The 16005-nt window shown below is 45.6% G+C and carries 11 protein-coding genes; 5 read left to right on the forward strand and 6 right to left on the reverse strand.

What is annotated here, in order from left to right:
* Positions 1 to 6: 6 nt before the first annotated feature.
* From R2S67_RS01965 to sstT, 4 genes are all read left to right on the forward strand, one after another.
* Positions 7 to 621 carry an SCO family protein gene (locus tag R2S67_RS01965; RefSeq protein ID WP_006740812.1) on the forward strand — a complete coding sequence of 205 codons (615 nt, stop codon included), beginning with the start codon at positions 7 to 9 and terminating at the stop codon, positions 619 to 621.
* Positions 611 to 919: a PTS transporter subunit EIIB gene (locus tag R2S67_RS01970; protein ID WP_046875700.1), complete on the forward strand. Its 309-nt coding sequence runs from the start codon at positions 611 to 613 to the stop codon at positions 917 to 919. The genes R2S67_RS01965 and R2S67_RS01970 overlap by 11 nt, the downstream gene beginning before the upstream one ends.
* 275 nt (positions 920 to 1194) lie before the next feature.
* The gene (rsgA, locus tag R2S67_RS01975) at positions 1195 to 2271 is read left to right on the forward strand and encodes a ribosome small subunit-dependent GTPase A (RefSeq protein ID WP_053808242.1); all 1077 of its coding nucleotides are present in this window, start codon (positions 1195 to 1197) and stop codon (positions 2269 to 2271) included.
* Positions 2272 to 2628: 357 nt separating this feature from the next.
* A complete protein-coding gene (sstT, locus tag R2S67_RS01980; protein ID WP_005396770.1) occupies positions 2629 to 3846 on the forward strand; it encodes a serine/threonine transporter SstT in 1218 nt (405 codons plus the stop codon).
* Positions 3847 to 3918: 72 nt separating this feature from the next.
* Here the strand turns inward: sstT and pdxY are convergent, their stop codons facing one another.
* The 6 genes from pdxY to R2S67_RS02010 all read right to left on the reverse strand — a co-directional run bounded on the left by pdxY (position 3919) and on the right by R2S67_RS02010 (position 11371).
* A complete protein-coding gene (gene pdxY / locus R2S67_RS01985; RefSeq protein ID WP_046875698.1) occupies positions 3919 to 4788 on the reverse strand; it encodes a pyridoxal kinase PdxY in 870 nt (289 codons plus the stop codon).
* Positions 4789 to 4889: 101 nt separating this feature from the next.
* Positions 4890 to 5078, reverse strand: coding sequence for an AbrB/MazE/SpoVT family DNA-binding domain-containing protein (locus tag R2S67_RS01990; protein WP_005396772.1), 189 nt, complete (start codon positions 5076 to 5078; stop codon positions 4890 to 4892).
* A 147-nt stretch (positions 5079 to 5225) separates the two neighbouring features.
* Positions 5226 to 6536, reverse strand: coding sequence for a putrescine-ornithine antiporter (gene potE, locus R2S67_RS01995; protein WP_005396773.1), 1311 nt, complete (start codon positions 6534 to 6536; stop codon positions 5226 to 5228).
* A 61-nt stretch (positions 6537 to 6597) separates the two neighbouring features.
* Entirely contained in the window at positions 6598 to 8778 is a 2181-nt protein-coding gene (gene speF, locus R2S67_RS02000; RefSeq protein WP_317341889.1) for an ornithine decarboxylase SpeF, read from the reverse strand.
* A gap of 409 nt (positions 8779 to 9187) precedes the next feature.
* On the reverse strand, positions 9188 to 9634 hold the full coding sequence (locus R2S67_RS02005) for a helix-turn-helix transcriptional regulator (RefSeq protein WP_031780583.1): 447 nt from the start codon (positions 9632 to 9634) through the stop codon (positions 9188 to 9190).
* 540 nt (positions 9635 to 10174) lie between these two features.
* Complete coding sequence (locus R2S67_RS02010; protein WP_134646176.1) at positions 10175 to 11371, reverse strand: tetratricopeptide repeat protein; 1197 nt, start codon at positions 11369 to 11371, stop codon at positions 10175 to 10177.
* 546 nt (positions 11372 to 11917) lie between these two features.
* Here R2S67_RS02010 and pulA point away from each other — a divergent pair.
* Complete coding sequence (pulA, locus tag R2S67_RS02015) at positions 11918 to 15907, forward strand: pullulanase-type alpha-1,6-glucosidase (RefSeq protein ID WP_268853911.1); 3990 nt, start codon at positions 11918 to 11920, stop codon at positions 15905 to 15907.
* Positions 15908 to 16005 lie beyond the last annotated feature (98 nt).

Below are 16005 nucleotides of genomic sequence, written 5' to 3' on the forward strand. Positions count from 1 at the left end.
ATCGTTATGAGCCGCAATTGGTCCCTATTTCTCGTAGTTGCTTTCGCCCTCGGGTTTGGCGTAAAAAGCTATTTAGATAATCAGAAAACGAAGCCAGAGCAAGTGGATAGTTCCACGTCTCAACAAACGGTATTGTTTGGGGAAAATAACCAAGCCGTCAATATCTTCGATGTGAATGACCCTCGCATTCGAGTCGTCTATTTTGGTTTTACTCGCTGCCCGGATGTTTGCCCAACTTCGCTTGCTATGCTAGCAGGAGCCCTAAATCAGATCGATGAAGCGCAAAAAGCGCAACTGCGCCCAATGTTCATTTCTTTAGATCCAGAGCGTGATGAGGCCGATGCCTCGGCGAAATATGCCCATTACTTCCATCCAATGATTGAAGGCCTATCGGCACCGCTTGATGTAACCACACCTTTGGCACACAACTATGGTGTTATTTTCCGCAAAACCGAATTGGAAGGCTCGGAGCTCAAATACACGCTTGATCACAGCTCTTACTTTTACTTCTTGAAGCCGGATGGCACGTTAATCACCAAGGTACCGCATACACTCTCGCCGGCACCGATTGTTGAAGCCATTTCAAAACTGACGACTGAAGGCTCCTCAAATGACAGTTAAGTCAGTGCTGAAACAGTTTTTCAGTTTCCTAACTCAAACCAACCCCAATGTCGAACAAGACGTCGATACGATCATTGACGCCATTGGGGGGATAGAAAACCTGCTAGAAACCGGAGCATGCGCGACTCGGCTGCGTCTTACCCTCAGAACGACGTCCATCATAGATAAAAATGCACTCAAAAATCATGGCGCACATGGCGTCGTGATACTGGATGAGCGTCATGTCCAAATCATATACGGCTTAAAAGCCAACACGTATTCGCAGATAATGGAAGAGCGCATCAACAAACAAAGCTAATATTTTCGCAGTATAGCTACCCTCTAAGAAAAAGGGCGGCTATACTCTCTTGGCTTAATTAATTCACTTATTTATTAACCAACGAAGAGGACACATGATGATTGTATTGAATAACACTAACTGGGCATCGCAAGGGTAACCCTAACCGCACCAATTGCGTGGCATAGCCACAACTCCCCTTCTCTGCCCGGTCTTCACCGGGGTCAACTCTATCCGAATTAGACCCTAATGCGATTTGTATTAAGGCGCGTTTTTGCGTCTGGGATAATTCAACAATGAATCAAACACATACTTTTTGTGACACATTAATTTCAACTTCAAACCCACTAAAACGATTGGGTTGGAAACCATTTTTTCAGCAACAACTTACACTAGACGATTACGACGACACTATCTTTGCACGTGTGATTGCGCATCACCGAAGTGGTTACCTATTGGCGACAGAAACGGGGCAAGTTCACCTCAATGCCCACCACTCTCTACCCAATATGACCGTCGGAGACTGGGCTATCTTAAATGACGATCAGCAATTTGTTCGTTTACTGGATCGCTTGAGCCTCTTTAGCCGCAAAGCAGCGGGCAGCAAAGTGGCAGAGCAGCTCATCGCCGCAAATGTGGATACCGTTTTTATCGTCTGTTCCCTTAACGACGACTTCAATTTAAGTCGTATTGAACGCTATCTCGCCTTGGCTCATGAAGCCGAAGTCGAACCCGTCATCGTGCTTTCCAAAGCCGATTTGTGTGGCAACATTGATGAACTAAAAAGCCAAGTACAGAAGCTCGACCCTCTATTAGTCATAGAGACAGTCAACGGCTTAGAAACAGAGAGTGCTTCTAAACTCATGAGCTGGTGCGAAGAAGGACAAACCGTCGCTTTTATCGGTTCTTCAGGCGTTGGCAAATCAACTCTTGTGAATGCATTACTCGGGCAGCAAGAACAGGCGACTGGGCATATTCGTGAAGACGATAGCAAAGGGCGACATACAACCACATCGCGCTCTATCCATCTATTACCTGATGGCGGCATCTTGATTGATACTCCGGGAATGCGCGAGCTTCAACTAGCAGACTGCGAACTGGGCGTCAGTGAGGCATTTTCTGACATTGAGGGTCTCGCTCAACGTTGTCGCTTTGGTGATTGCCAGCATCAAACTGAGCCGGGTTGTGCAGTTCAAGCTGCGATTGAAAATGGCACACTGGAGATTCGTCGTTTCAATAACTATCAAAAACTATTGCGAGAACAAGCCTTTAACGGCGCGACTTTGGCAGAGCAACGAGCTCAAAGTCGACAGTTCGGGAAACTCACTCGAAATGCCATGAGTGATAAGCGCAGGCGCCAACAAAGTTATTGATTTGTTACGTTTGAGTTGTCAATAAAATCAAAGGAGACGAAAGTCTCCTTTTTAACAACTTTATTAAAAACCATTACTCATAACTAATGATAATTTTCAACATAAAAATCTTATTTAAATAACATTGAGCAAACATTTAATCCAAAAACAAACTAAAACTAGACACAAAATATTACCAAGCTAAGATATGTGATATTCAGCAAGAAAATGGCTGAATTTATAAAAACAGGATAATTGATAATCATGTGTCTTAGTGACCAGAAGCAATGCTCACCCCTTGCAATACAAGGGCATTATCGCCGTGTAATGATGGACTATTGCCCTGCTCGCTCTGCCATAAAATTGCAGGAATGATGTATGCAACACAACAGCCTCGTTGCCCGATTTGCTCGTGGTAACCTCGTCGTCCAGATCCTTGTCGGTATTGTCTTTGGTATTTTGCTCGCCACAATTTCCCCAAGCCATGCCGAAAGTGCAGGATTAATTGGTAGCCTTTTTGTTGGTGCTCTTAAAGCGATCGCGCCAATCCTTGTGTTTATTTTGGTTGCCGCTTCAATTGCGAACCAAAAGAAAAACCAGCACACGTACATGCGTCCAATCGTTGTACTGTACCTGATGGGTACGTTCTTCGCGGCTCTATCAGCAGTGGTTCTAAGCTTCCTTTTCCCGACCAATTTAACGCTTGTCACCGGCGCTGAAGGTGCAACGCCGCCTCAAGGTATTGCTGAAATTCTACGCACACTGTTGTTTAAACTGGTCGACAACCCAGTAAATGCACTAGTAGAAGCAAACTACATCGGCATTCTTGCTTGGGGTGTGGGTCTGGGTCTTGCGCTACACCACGCATCTGCAACAACGAAAGCCGTGTTTGAAGATCTCAGCCACAGCGTGTCTCACATTGTTCGCTTTATCATTCGTCTTGCACCATTTGGTATCTTTGGCCTGGTTGCTTCAACGTTCGCAACAACAGGCTTTAGCGCACTAGCAAGCTACGCACACCTTCTGGCGGTTCTTCTTGGCGCTATGATGATCATCGCACTCGTTGTAAACCCGGCGATCGTGTTCGTTAAAACTAAGCAAAACCCTTACCCACTTGTATTCCGTTGCCTACGTGAAAGTGGTGTAACCGCGTTCTTCACTCGTTCAAGTGCGGCGAATATCCCAGTAAACATGGCACTATGTGAGAAGCTAAAACTGGACGAAGATACGTACTCAGTATCTATCCCACTAGGTGCGACCATTAACATGGCTGGTGCTGCAATCACTATCACCACGCTAACGCTTGCAGCTGTGCACACTATGGGTATTGAAGTTGATCTACTGACTGCGCTACTGCTAAGTATTGTGGCTGCGGTTTCTGCATGTGGCGCATCAGGTGTTGCAGGTGGCTCGCTACTACTTATCCCACTTGCGTGTGGTCTGTTTGGTATCTCAAACGACGTAGCAATGCAGGTTGTAGCGGTTGGCTTCATCATCGGCGTGATTCAAGACTCTGCTGAAACTGCACTAAACAGTTCAACAGACGTTGTCTTCACAGCAGCAGTTTGTAAATCAGAACAGCAAAAAGCTCAGTAAGACTGACAGAACAAATAGAAAGGGGAGCCGATGATGGCTCCCCTTTTTTATATACTAATTATTTGCGCTCAATTACGCGGTGGCCAGAGCCACCTCTTCAATTGAGAAATGCTTACTTGGCTCAACAAACTCTTGCTGTGCCGCGATAGTTTGCAGCTCCCACTCCCCGGCATGGTAAGTGGCGCTTAATACCCCGTAACACGCGTCATGGCAGTGTTGGAAAGCTTGTTTAGGAGACCAACCCTTCAATAATCCAGCGGTGAAGATAGCCGAAATAAGGTCGCCTACACCCACAGGTTGTTTGACAAACTCAAACTGAGGGCGCTTCGCTAAGTAAATGCCTTCTTGCGTTGCCAGTAACATGTTGAAGCAGCCATTCTCTAGGCAGTAAAGGTGCTTCACTAGCACTATTTTTGGACCTTTCGCTAGTGCACGTTGGCATGCCGTGATCGCATCGTCTAACGAGTGGATTTCCATCTCTGCAAATTGGCTTAGCTCGAACTGGTTAGGCACGATCACATCTGCCATTGGCATCAGACGGTTTAACAAGTTTTCTGCAATACCCGGCGCCACAATACAGCCTTTGTCTGGCGCGCCCATCACAGGGTCGCAAACATAAAGTGCCTTCGGGTTCGCTTGCTTCACCTTCGTCACGGTTTCTTCGACAGCAAGGCACTGCTCTGCGCTGCCTTGGTAGCCCGTCAACACCGCTTGGCACTTTTCCAATGCACCGATGTTACTAAGACCACGAACTAACTCGCTGATGTCTTCAGCCGCAAACGCTCTCCCAGTCCAGCCTTCTTGATACTGCGTGTGGTTAGAAAATTGAACGGTATGAATCGGCCATACTTCGAAGCCCATGCGTTGCATTGGGAAAACGGCACTGCTGTTACCAGCATGACCAAAAGAAACATGAGATTGTATAGAGAGGATACCTTGCATAGTACCTTACCTCTTATTGTTGTTATCGATAGTTCAAAGACAGCGGCAAGCGCCAGTTTTGCGAAACCAGTAGTGTATCCGACAAACCAAGATTCTCTAACTCAATTCTCGTTAACTTCTTCAGAGTAAGTTGGAGCGCTGGTTTTCAACACCATCTTCTTGATTTCCATTTTGTCTTTATTCAGTGCGATTTCTAGGGTATCTCCTTCCCTTATCCCGAGTTGAGTCAGGATTACGCTTGGAATGACTACGGCGGTATCGTCACCGATTTTAACAGGTTGACTTATCATCTTTCGTCCTCCAAATGTCGAAAATGAGTTTTCACATCATTGGATATTTATTCCCAAGAGCCTTGTTCTGACTTGGGCTTGGCATAAGCGCCTAAAAACAAAGAGCCTTCCACACCGCGTTTGGGAAGGCTCTTTCATTATTATTTTTTAATTTGCTAAAGGCTCATGCTTGGCAGCAATCAGACCGTAAGCACTCCAGCCTAGGAAGGTGACGATTGAGCCCCACATCATCGCTTCGTAGCCAGAACCATATAGCGCGTAGAAGCTGTATAGAGAACCAATCAGAGCGATAATGTTGGTGGTTTTCATCTCGCGCTCTGGCACGTGCGCCACTTGCTGCATGATGAAAATTGCGCCCATACATAGGATGTAAGGAATTACGTTCGTTACTACCGCTAGGTTAACCAGCGCTTCGAACTGCTCGTTCAGCGTTGGAGAAATAGTCATTAAAGACAGTACCGATTGGATAACCGTGATGGCCACCATACCTTTGATTGGCGTACCACGTTTGTCCACTTGAGAGAACAATTTAGGGAAGAAGCCCGCATCAGAAGATGATTTGAACACTGACGCGATAGTGAACTGCCAACCTAATAGAGAACCCGCACAAGCCAATACCGCCATACCAGCAACCGCTTTACCTGCTGCTGAGCCAAGCATCACAGACCATACGGTTGAGAATGGCGCGGTAGAAGCGGCAAGCTCAGAGTTTGCAACGATACCAGAACAGATGTTTGTCGATACAATGTAAACCACCGCAGCAATCAACGTACCGCCCAATACTGCGATTGGTACGTTCTTCTCTGGGTTTTCTACTGCTTCAGAGTTCGCACAAGCCGATTCAAGACCAAGAAACGCCCATAGTGTCATGGCAATAGAAGCGCTCACAGCTTCACCAAATGGCAGGTGGTGTGGGTTCCAAGCTTCGATGTACATGGTTGGGTTAAACCAGAACCAACCAACAATACCTAGCGAACATACCGGTAGGATCACACCCCATACCGTGAAGGTGCCGATTTGACCTGTAATTTTCGCACCACCGAAGTTAGCGAAAGTACAAATCCAAAGAATGGCGATGGTGTACAAACAGGTTTCGACCGGAGATAGGGTCACTTCAAAAAATGCGGAGCCGTAACCCACACAGGTAATCGCTATCGCAATATTCGCAATAAGGAGCGACAAACCGTAAGTCCAGCCCGCCATAAACGCACCCGATTTACCGAATGCGTAAGACGCGTAACCGTTCATACCGCCGTCACGTTTACTAAAGCGACCACATTTTGCAAACACATAAGCCAACGCCAAAGAGCCCGCTGCCGTGATCAGCCAAGATAACACAGAAATGGTGCCCACTTGCGCCAGTTTACTTGGCAGCATAATGATACCGGAGCCAGCCATGTTGATGAACGTCAGAATGGTTAACTGCACCACCGACATTTTTTTAGTTTCAGTACTCATAAATTATTCTCCACGAATAAGCGGTTCGCACCAACGCCGGAGCGTGGTGCGAACGGGTAGATTAATCTTTTAGGACATAGCAATGTGCGGTAGTGCGACCGTCGACATCTTCAAGGTACACACCTTGAATTTCTGGCGCGAAGCCTGGGAATCGGTTGATGCCTTCTTCTAGAGATAAGAAGTAATCCACCACCTGTTGAGTCCAGATTTCACCAGTGATCACACAGATAATGCCTGGAGGGTAAGGTAGTGCACCTTCGGCGGCTACGCGGCCGACGGCCTCTTTAAGTGGTAAGTAATCGCATTCACCGCGGAAGTATTTGCGCGTTGCCACGTCCGGTTTGTGAACCATTTGTGGGAAGTATTCACTGCGGAACATCGCTTTTTGTAGCTGTTTCACGTTCAGCTCTTTGTACATGTCATGCATTTCCTGACATAGCTGACGGATGGTGTAACCACGGTAGCGCTCTTTGTTCGCTTCGTAGACGCCTGGTAGCACGATACTGAGAGGTGCATCATCACGAATGAATTTTTCAAATCGGTTGATTTGTGCGACAAGGTGACGGATCTTACCCATATCTTCGGCAGGAGTGAGTAGGAACAAGATGGAGTTCAAGTCACACTTCTCAGGGATGATGCCGTTTTCGCGAAGGAAGTTCGCCAATAGCGTTGCCGGAATACCGAAATCTGCGTAGCTCCCGTCTTCGGCAATGCCTGCCGTGGTTAGCAACAATTTACATGGGTCAACAAAGTATTGACCTTCGCCATAACCTTCAAACTTGTGCCAGTTTGCATCTGGCTCGAACATGAAGAACTTCTTGTTGGTCGCGATCACATCAGTGTCGTAACTGCCCCAAGGTTGACCTTCAATTTCATTTGGAATGAACGGACGAATTAACTCACAACTTTTGAGAATTTCTTTACGCGCTTCGATACCTGTCTTAACCGCGTCGCTCCATAAACGTAAGCCTGCTTCACCATCGTGGATCTTCGCGTTCACATCCAATGCAGCAAACAACGCATAGAAAGGAGATGTCGATGCGTGCATCATAAACGCGTTGTTAAAGCGTTTGTGATTGCAGTAACGAGCTTGGCCTTTGATATGGCGGTCTTTTTTGTGGATTTGCGACGTTTGAGAGAAACCAGCTTGTTGCTTGTGAACAGACTGGGTCACGATCACACCCGCATCTTCTGGTTTCAGATCCAGTAGCAGTGGCGAACAATCTTTCATCATAGGGATGAACTGCTCATAGCCTACCCATGCCGAGTCAAACAAGATGTAGTCACAAAGGTGGCCGATCTTATCCATGACGTAACGAGCGTTATAAATTGTACCGTCGTAAGTACCCAACTGGATGATGGCCAAGCGGAACGGACGTTCATCTCGTGCACGCTCTGGAGATACTTTCGCGATTTGAGCACGAATGTACTCTTCATCGAAACAGTGCTCATCCATACCACCAATGAAGCCCCAAGGGTTACGCGCCGTTTCTAGATAAACTGGCATACCACCCGCTTGGATTAACGCGCCGTGGTGATTTGACTTGTGGTTATTGCGGTCGAACAATACCAAATCGCCTTCAGTTACTAGCGCGTTACACACCACTTTGTTTGAAGCAGAAGTGCCGTTGAGTACGAAGTAAGTTTTGTCAGCGTTAAATACTTTTGCAGCGTGTGCTTGCGCTTGGTGTGCAGAACCTTCGTGGATCAGTAAGTCACCTAAGTCCACGTCCGCATTACACAAGTCACTACGGAACAGGTTTTCGCCAAAGAAATCGTAGAATTGTTTACCAGCAGGGTGTTTTTTGAAGAACTGACCACCTTGGTGCCCTGGACAGTCAAACGCCGAGTTACCCATCTCAACGTAGTGCGTTAATTGCTTGAAGAAAGGAGGGAGCAGACGACACTCATATTTAGTCACTGCTTCATTAATTTGACGGCAGTAGTAATCGATAGATTGTCTTTCTAAATCAATAACCCCTGTTAACCAAACGTAATCTTCTGCCGAAACTGGAGTTTCATCGGTCACTAAGAAAACAGGAATTCCGTACCCTGTTTCCGAAATCATTCTGTGCAGACCCGCTTTAATGTCTGCTGACGTAATAATAGCTGCACCAACGTCGGTTAATTCAACTTGTTCTAAAGGCAGTAAGTGACGATTAAATTGTTCATCTAAAGATTCAGCTAATAAGCTAAAGTCTTCAGGCATGTAATGACTAACACCTATAATTAAACGTTTCATTTGAAATATCTCTTTTTTGTTCTTTAAAAATGACAAGGACAGATATTACAAACGAAATATTTATTTAAAATTCAAATTACAAATTTCGTGATTAAATTTTCATATTTAAAAGACTTATTTTATCGAATTAAAATTTAGAGACTTTCATCACTTTCCAATTTCTATCTCAATGATATTGAAACGCACCTAAAAAGAAAGATCCTTCAATAATTATGTGACAACGCCCATTATTAAAAAGAAGGTTATTATAATAAAATAAAGTTTTGAGATTTACATCACTATATAATAAGTTAAATTATATTATTGCAGTTTAAAACACCCCGCTTTTAACCAAATTTAAACACATAATAAAAGAGCCATCAACACATGTATTGATGGCTCTTTACTTTGGATATAAAGAAAAAACAACTTAATTGAATAAATGACTATCTAGCTTGACTCCACCATTCGACCATTGCTGATAACGCTTTACAGACATGCCTGACGAGTACATGGTATGTTTACAATCCATACACTCAACAAAATACAACCCACTCATTCCTGCCATAACGTGCAGCCTTCGGCTATCGCAGCGCTTGCAGGACAGGCGCTTTACTTTGGTGTTGACGTCAATACGCCGAGCAAAGTTTAACGTTTCGTGAGAGCATAAAGCGTCAACAGCACTATCTTTAAAAGGATGCTCACTAAGTAAATAATTAATGGCGTAATCGTACACCGGGGGGATTGAAGATTTTCCACTTTCAATATTACTTATCTTAGCAACGGAAACGCCTAATAAAGAAGCGAACTCAGCCTTACTGTACTCTAAGATAAATCTTGAAGAGATGAATTTATCTGCACTAATGATTCTCAACATACACAAATCTCTAATAGAAATAAAAACAGAGCAAACTAATTCGCTCCATTTCTGCTGAAACATGTAATGAAAAAGTTACTTCCTAGTGTAATTCTGCATATTATCTATGCTATTTTATTTTGTACGTCATCTTGCGCCTAATTAATTATAAAATCAATAATCCATGCCTAAATATAAAAACACAATTTAAGATTTATAATACAATTTTTAATTTACATTATTAGATAAAGTAATGAATACTATTCACCTATTACTCTGGGCATCAAGTATTGCTCTTCAATCATTATTACTATCAATTGAAGAGACTTGATTTGAGCCCAACAGGAGAAGTAGATAAAGAGGGAAATCCCTCTATTTGAAGATAAACATATCCCATCTTAGCGAAGCACTAAAAATGTGTTGAAAAATCGAATAAATAGTATGCAGTCCAGTAAATGAATCGCTTAGATAAGTTTACAGTCTGTAATTGTGATCGACAGAGATACTGAGACAGAAAGGCAAAAGAAAAGCCTCAATTATGAGGCTTATGGATAAGATAAATTATGGTTGAAGGAAATTCTGCGTGAAATCGAGCGCCTCTTTAGAGAGCTTTTTTTCGGTAGACGATGTGGTTGTCTGCCCTTCCGTCGTTGCTGTGGTCATGTCTTGCTGGAAGTTCGGCGCCGATGCTTCATCCCATGCGTTAGCATCGTCTTTATTTTCGTCACTCAGCACCGCGTTAAGTTCCTCCTCTGCAGGAAAATACGCTTCGCGTTTGTACACCTTGTTCAGCGCCCGAATAATGGAATGCTTTCTTACCATCCCTGACGCCAGCTTTCTTTGCAACGGTTTCGCTATAGATTGCAATCCAACGACGACGTCAACACCAATATTAGTCGCCACTTCGTCACGCAACGTACGCGCTGGCTGATACCCCATATTGGCAGCAAGAAACAGCCAAACATAAGCAATCGCATTGCCTGTTTTACCTTTGTCCTTCCACGCTTCGCCAGCATGATACATCGCCTCGGCGCTGCCACCTTCTGCGGCCCTTTCAAGCCAATAGCAGCCTTTGACCATGCTTTTTTCTGTACCAACACCATTTAGGTAACATAAGCCAACTTGGATCTTTCCGTCCGCACTGTCTTTTTCAGCCGCTTTCATAAACCAATAAAGTGCATCTGCACTGCGTCCTGCACTATTGTCTGGTGAAAGTTGCCACTCACCCATGTAAAGCATGGCATCAATGCAGCCTTCCTCGGCTGCGGTTTCAATCAGTTGGTTACCTTTGGGAATATTTTTTTCCGTTCCGCGACCAAAAACCAACGCTTTGCCTGTCGCAAATTTTGCTTCGGTATCCCCTTCCATTCCGGCAATGGCGGTACGCCAAAAGTTTGCCTGCTCTTTTAAAATCACATCTTCACGCATGCGCTCACTCAAGCGAACAATACCGTACATTCCCGTCACATTGTCCAACTTAGCGGCTTTATCATACCAATACAGCGCTTGACGAATGTTGTCCTTCTCAGCTTCTTTCGCTAGAAATAAAATGGTGGGGATATGCCCGGTTTCTGCTTTGAACTCACGCTCTTTACGCTCTTGCTCTCGCGCTTTTTGCATCGCCTTTCGATAAGCGGCTTCGCGAGCTTTCCTCTCTGCCTCGAGTCTCTGTTTCCGCATCGACAACGAGATCATCCACACAAATATCAGGACGAGTGAAAGGCCAGTTGCCGCAATGGCAATGCCCATACTACTCATAAATAGCCTCTTTTGGTTTCAGGGCCCAATTCATCTCCCTCTCAGGGAAATCTTAAGATTACGCGCCGACATAACGCCGACTACCTTCATTATATAACGACCACTTAGCGAAAATCTGAAGCTTGCCAAGACTTAATGGCGGTATTTTATTCAATATCACTGCAACTTATTTTTAATTAAAAAATATCACTGCGATTTTTATAGAACTTAATCACGGTTTTGGGGCTGAGATATTCTCCTCCCCTATCATCCCCCCTTGCTCCTCCTATAAAAATTTACATTTTAATGATGTGCAGAAGCTCTCACTATGCGTCTGTTTTATTATTTAATTTGTGAACAAAATCGACTGTGACAGAAAATTTTCACTTGTAAAAAACTTAACTGCCTGCTCTCACATTTTGCTGATGATTCAGTGTATTAGCATCTAGTTGAACATTTCCTTTTTCGGCATCTGCCTTTCTAGCGTGTGCGAAACCTTCTTGATGACTGAGTCAGCGAAGGCAGCGCGCAGCTCAATATCAATTCAATAACAATGGATTTGTAAACGTGGACAATAAGACATTTAAATTATCAACAATTGCCAAAACCGTACTGCCTTTGATTTCCGTCGCAGTCATCAGCGGTTGTGGTAGTGATAGCACGAACGAAGATACGACGAACCCAGACTCAGGCTTGTACCCTGCGGGAGAGAACGAGGTCGTCATTTATTACAAACGCGATGTGGCGTCCGCTTCAACGGCCAGCGACTACGAAGGTTGGGGCTTGCACCTGTGGAACGGTGAGGGCTGTACCAGCACAGATTTAGACGCAATGGGCATTCCTGGCACAGGAACGGATTGGTCGGCACCGCATCCATTCGATGGCATCAACGACACCTACGGTGCTTACTACGTACTGAAAGTGAACCCAGATGCCTCTGACCCACACGAATGCATGAACTTCATTCTGCACAAAGGTGATGAGAAAGCATTCGGCAGTGCAAACTCAAAAGTGGAGCTGACGAAAATCGGCGAATCTAAAGGGTTGTTTGGCTTCCACGGCAGCAGTGAGCTTTACTACGAGCCAATCGAAGAACGCCCTGTTGATATTGATGGTCAAAAAGCGCATTGGCTAGATGCCAACACCATCGCGTGGGAAGCGGCGGCCAATGCGGATTCCATGAAGCTGTTCTACAGCCTCAGCAACGACATTAAAATGGATGAAGACAAGCAAATCTCCGGTGGCACAGCGGTTGAGTTGACGAAAGCAGGTGATTTATCTGATGGTCTGAAATCACGCTTCCGTCACCTTGCTAGCCTCCAAGCTGCAGGCATTGATGTCGATGACGCGACCCTACGCACGATCCTGAAGTCACAAATCGTTATGGTAGCTTACAACGCAAATGGTGACGTCATTTCTGCAACTGAAGTGCAAAAGCCGGGCGTTTTGGATGCGGTGTTTGCCGATTCCAAGGCAGGTAACGCGATTGGTCAAGAACTCGGCGCGATTGTGGAAGGCGGTGCCGCAACCTTCAAACTATGGGCACCAACTGCCCAAGATGTTGATCTGATAATCTACGATGAAAACTTAGCAGAAGAAGCGACCGTTGCCATGACGGAAGACCCAGCAACAGGTATCTGGGTTTCTGAGGCACAAAGCAACGTTGTCAACAAATACTATCGCTACCAAGTTAAGGTATACCACCCAACAACTGGCGTCGTTGAAACGCGTTTGGTAACAGACCCATATTCAATGAGCTTGTCTAAGAACTCACGATACTCGCAAGTGGTTGATTTAGATGATCCAAGCTTAATGCCTCAAGATTGGAAAAACTACGCACGCCCAACGGTTAAAAAAGACGAAGACCACGTCCTTTACGAGTCACACATTCGTGATTTCAGCTTTAACGACAGCAAAGGCACACCAAGTCTTGATGGCAAATATCTGGCGCTTACAGAACCTGAGCGTGAGTCTGTATCTCACTTACAAGCTTTAAAAGATGCTGGCCTAACAACGCTACATATCCTGCCAGCATTTGATATTGCAACCGTGGATGAAGACGCTGACCAGCGAGTCGATATCACCGACACCGTGGGTAAACTTTGTGGCATCAAGCCAGAAGCGTCCATTTGTGAGACCGAAGATGACGGCAAAGTGATTGAAGAGGTATTAAACAGCTACGACCCAACAACGGGCAAAGCACAAGCGTTGATGAACGATCTTCGCATGCTAGACAGCTTCAACTGGGGTTACGACCCATACCACTACACCGTGCCAGAAGGCAGTTATGCGACCGATCCTAACGGGTCTAAGCGTATTCTTGAGTTCCGCGAAATGGTTCAAGCGACGCATAAAATGGATCTGAAACTGGTCATGGACGTCGTGTACAACCACACAAATGCATCTGGTGTGAACGAAAAATCAGTACTGGATAAGATTGTCCCTGGGTACTACCACCGCCTAAACGTCAACACTGGCGGCGTAGAAAACTCAACCTGTTGTGATAACACCGCCACCGAAAACCTAATGATGGGTAAACTGATGGTTGACTCATTGATGGTGTGGGCGGATGACTATAAAGTCGATGGTTTCCGTTTTGACCTTATGGGCCACCAGCCGAAAGATGTCATGGTTTACGCACTTGAAAAAGTCCGTGAAATTGATCCGAATACTTTATTCTACGGCGAAGGCTGGGACTTCGGTGAAGTCGCGCAAAACGCTCGCTTCGATCAAGCGACACAAGTCAACATGGCGGGGACAGAAATCGGTACTTTCTCTGATCGTCTGCGTGACGCAGTTCGTGGCGGAAGCCCGTTTGATGGCGGTGTAGATTCAGAAGGTAAGCACCCACTTCGCTTCAACCAAGGCTTTGGTAACGCCGCTTACGCGAACGAAGAAACTAAAACTGATGCAGAATCTGTGAATGGCCGCCTACACAACCAAGATCTGGTCCGTCTAGGTATGGCAGGCAACTTAGCTGACTACGTCCTTCTGGATTACAAAGGCGAAACCAAACTTGGTAAGAATGTTGATTACAATGGTGCTCCAGCAGGCTACACAAAAGTGCCATCAGAGAACATTTCCTACGTGTCTAAGCACGATAACCAAACGCTGTGGGACAACAACGCTTACAAGATTGCGACAGGCACTTCATCTGCTGAGCGAGCACGAATGCAGTCTGTATCACTATCAACGGTGATGCTAGGTCAAGGTATTCCGTTCATTCACATGGGTTCTGAGCTATTGCGATCTAAGTCAATGCAGCGTGACTCGTACGATTCTGGTGACTGGTTCAACCGTGTATTCTTCGATGGAAGCGACAATAACTGGAACGTTGGTCTACCACGTGAAGACAAAGACGGTGCAAACTGGGAGTTGATCAAAACCATCGTCGGTGACAGCACGGCGAAACCAGACTCAACGGACATCGAGCTGACTAAGCAACAATTCCTAGAGCTACTAAAAATCCGCAGTACAAGCGAACTGTTCCGCTTAGACACCGCGCAAGAAGTGATGAATCGTGTTGATTTCCGCAACGTGGGCCAAGACCAAGTGGAAGGCTTGATTGTGATGTCTATCGACGATGGCACATCAGCAGGTGCCGATTTGGATTCGAACTACGATGCTATCGTGGCCGTTGTTAACTCAACATCAACTGAGAAATCTTTCAAAGTTGCTGGCGCAACTGGTTTCGAGCTGCATGAAGTTCAACAAAACTCTGCGGATGACATCGTGAAAGGTGCAAGCTTCGCCAATGAAACGTTCACAGTACCAGCACTGACAACAGCGGTATTCGTACAGCCACAAGACGGCGCGCAAGGTGCAGGCCTACCAGTAAACACGGACAATAAAGACGTATCGAGCATTCCTCCTTACGGCGAAACTGTGGTTTACGTCAAAGGCACCATGAACGAGTGGTCAGATAACAGTGACTGGGCGATGACCTTTATTGGCAATGGCATGTACTCTGTAACTGGCGTTCTTGAAGCAGGTGAACACGAGTTCAAATTTGCGGACGCAGGATGGGCAAATCCAAACATCGGTTGTGATGCTGCGGATTTGGCTTCTGGCTCACTAGACTTAGGCTCTGCGGGGAACTGTACGTTGTCTGTCGCTGAAACTGGTAAGTACAACTTCACTCTGAACGCGTTACATGTTCAAGATGAAAGCGTAGAAAAACCTGTCGTTTCAGTGACGAAGTCAGCAGATGCACCAACATTCGGTGAAACAGCACTTTACCTACGTGGCACTATCACCACATGGGATACTCCAGCGCAAGACTCAACTGCGAAGTTCAGCTATGTAGCAAATGACGTTTACTCGCTAGACATTGACCTAGCGGCGGGCAACTACGAGATGAAAGTTGCGAGCGCAGACTGGGCAGCAGACACCAACTTCGGTGGCGAAGGTAGTGTTGAGCTTGGTAAAGCGCTAACGATGGAAGTCGGTGGCGGTAGTGCAAACCTCAAAATTGCGATTGCAGAAGCGGGAAATTACAACTTCCACTTCAACGCGGCTGACAAGTCGGCGCCAATCGTGACGGTAACGAAAAACTAGTTTCATTTAAAAACATCCGTAATGAAAAAGGGGAAGCATCACGCTTCCCCTTTGTTTTTTTGGCGTCACTAAATGGTGGATACCAAAATCAAGAAGGT

This window comes from Vibrio sp. T13N (assembly GCF_032970445.1).
Classification (GTDB): Bacteria; Pseudomonadota; Gammaproteobacteria; order Enterobacterales; family Vibrionaceae; genus Vibrio; species Vibrio diabolicus.

Coding starts and splice junctions, on each gene's coding strand:
- pdxY (WP_046875698.1), bottom strand. CDS start 4,788: ATGCAAGGTATCCTCTCTATACAATCTCATGTTTCTTTTGGTCATGCT.
- R2S67_RS01990 (WP_005396772.1), bottom strand. CDS start 5,078: ATGATAAGTCAACCTGTTAAAATCGGTGACGATACCGCCGTAGTCATT.
- R2S67_RS01970 (WP_046875700.1), top strand. CDS start 611: ATGACAGTTAAGTCAGTGCTGAAACAGTTTTTCAGTTTCCTAACTCAA.
- potE (WP_005396773.1), bottom strand. CDS start 6,536: ATGAGTACTGAAACTAAAAAAATGTCGGTGGTGCAGTTAACCATTCTG.
- speF (WP_317341889.1), bottom strand. CDS start 8,778: ATGAAACGTTTAATTATAGGTGTTAGTCATTACATGCCTGAAGACTTT.
- rsgA (WP_053808242.1), top strand. CDS start 1,195: ATGAATCAAACACATACTTTTTGTGACACATTAATTTCAACTTCAAAC.
- R2S67_RS02010 (WP_134646176.1), bottom strand. CDS start 11,371: ATGAGTAGTATGGGCATTGCCATTGCGGCAACTGGCCTTTCACTCGTC.
- R2S67_RS01965 (WP_006740812.1), top strand. CDS start 7: ATGAGCCGCAATTGGTCCCTATTTCTCGTAGTTGCTTTCGCCCTCGGG.
- R2S67_RS02005 (WP_031780583.1), bottom strand. CDS start 9,634: ATGTTGAGAATCATTAGTGCAGATAAATTCATCTCTTCAAGATTTATC.
- sstT (WP_005396770.1), top strand. CDS start 2,629: ATGCAACACAACAGCCTCGTTGCCCGATTTGCTCGTGGTAACCTCGTC.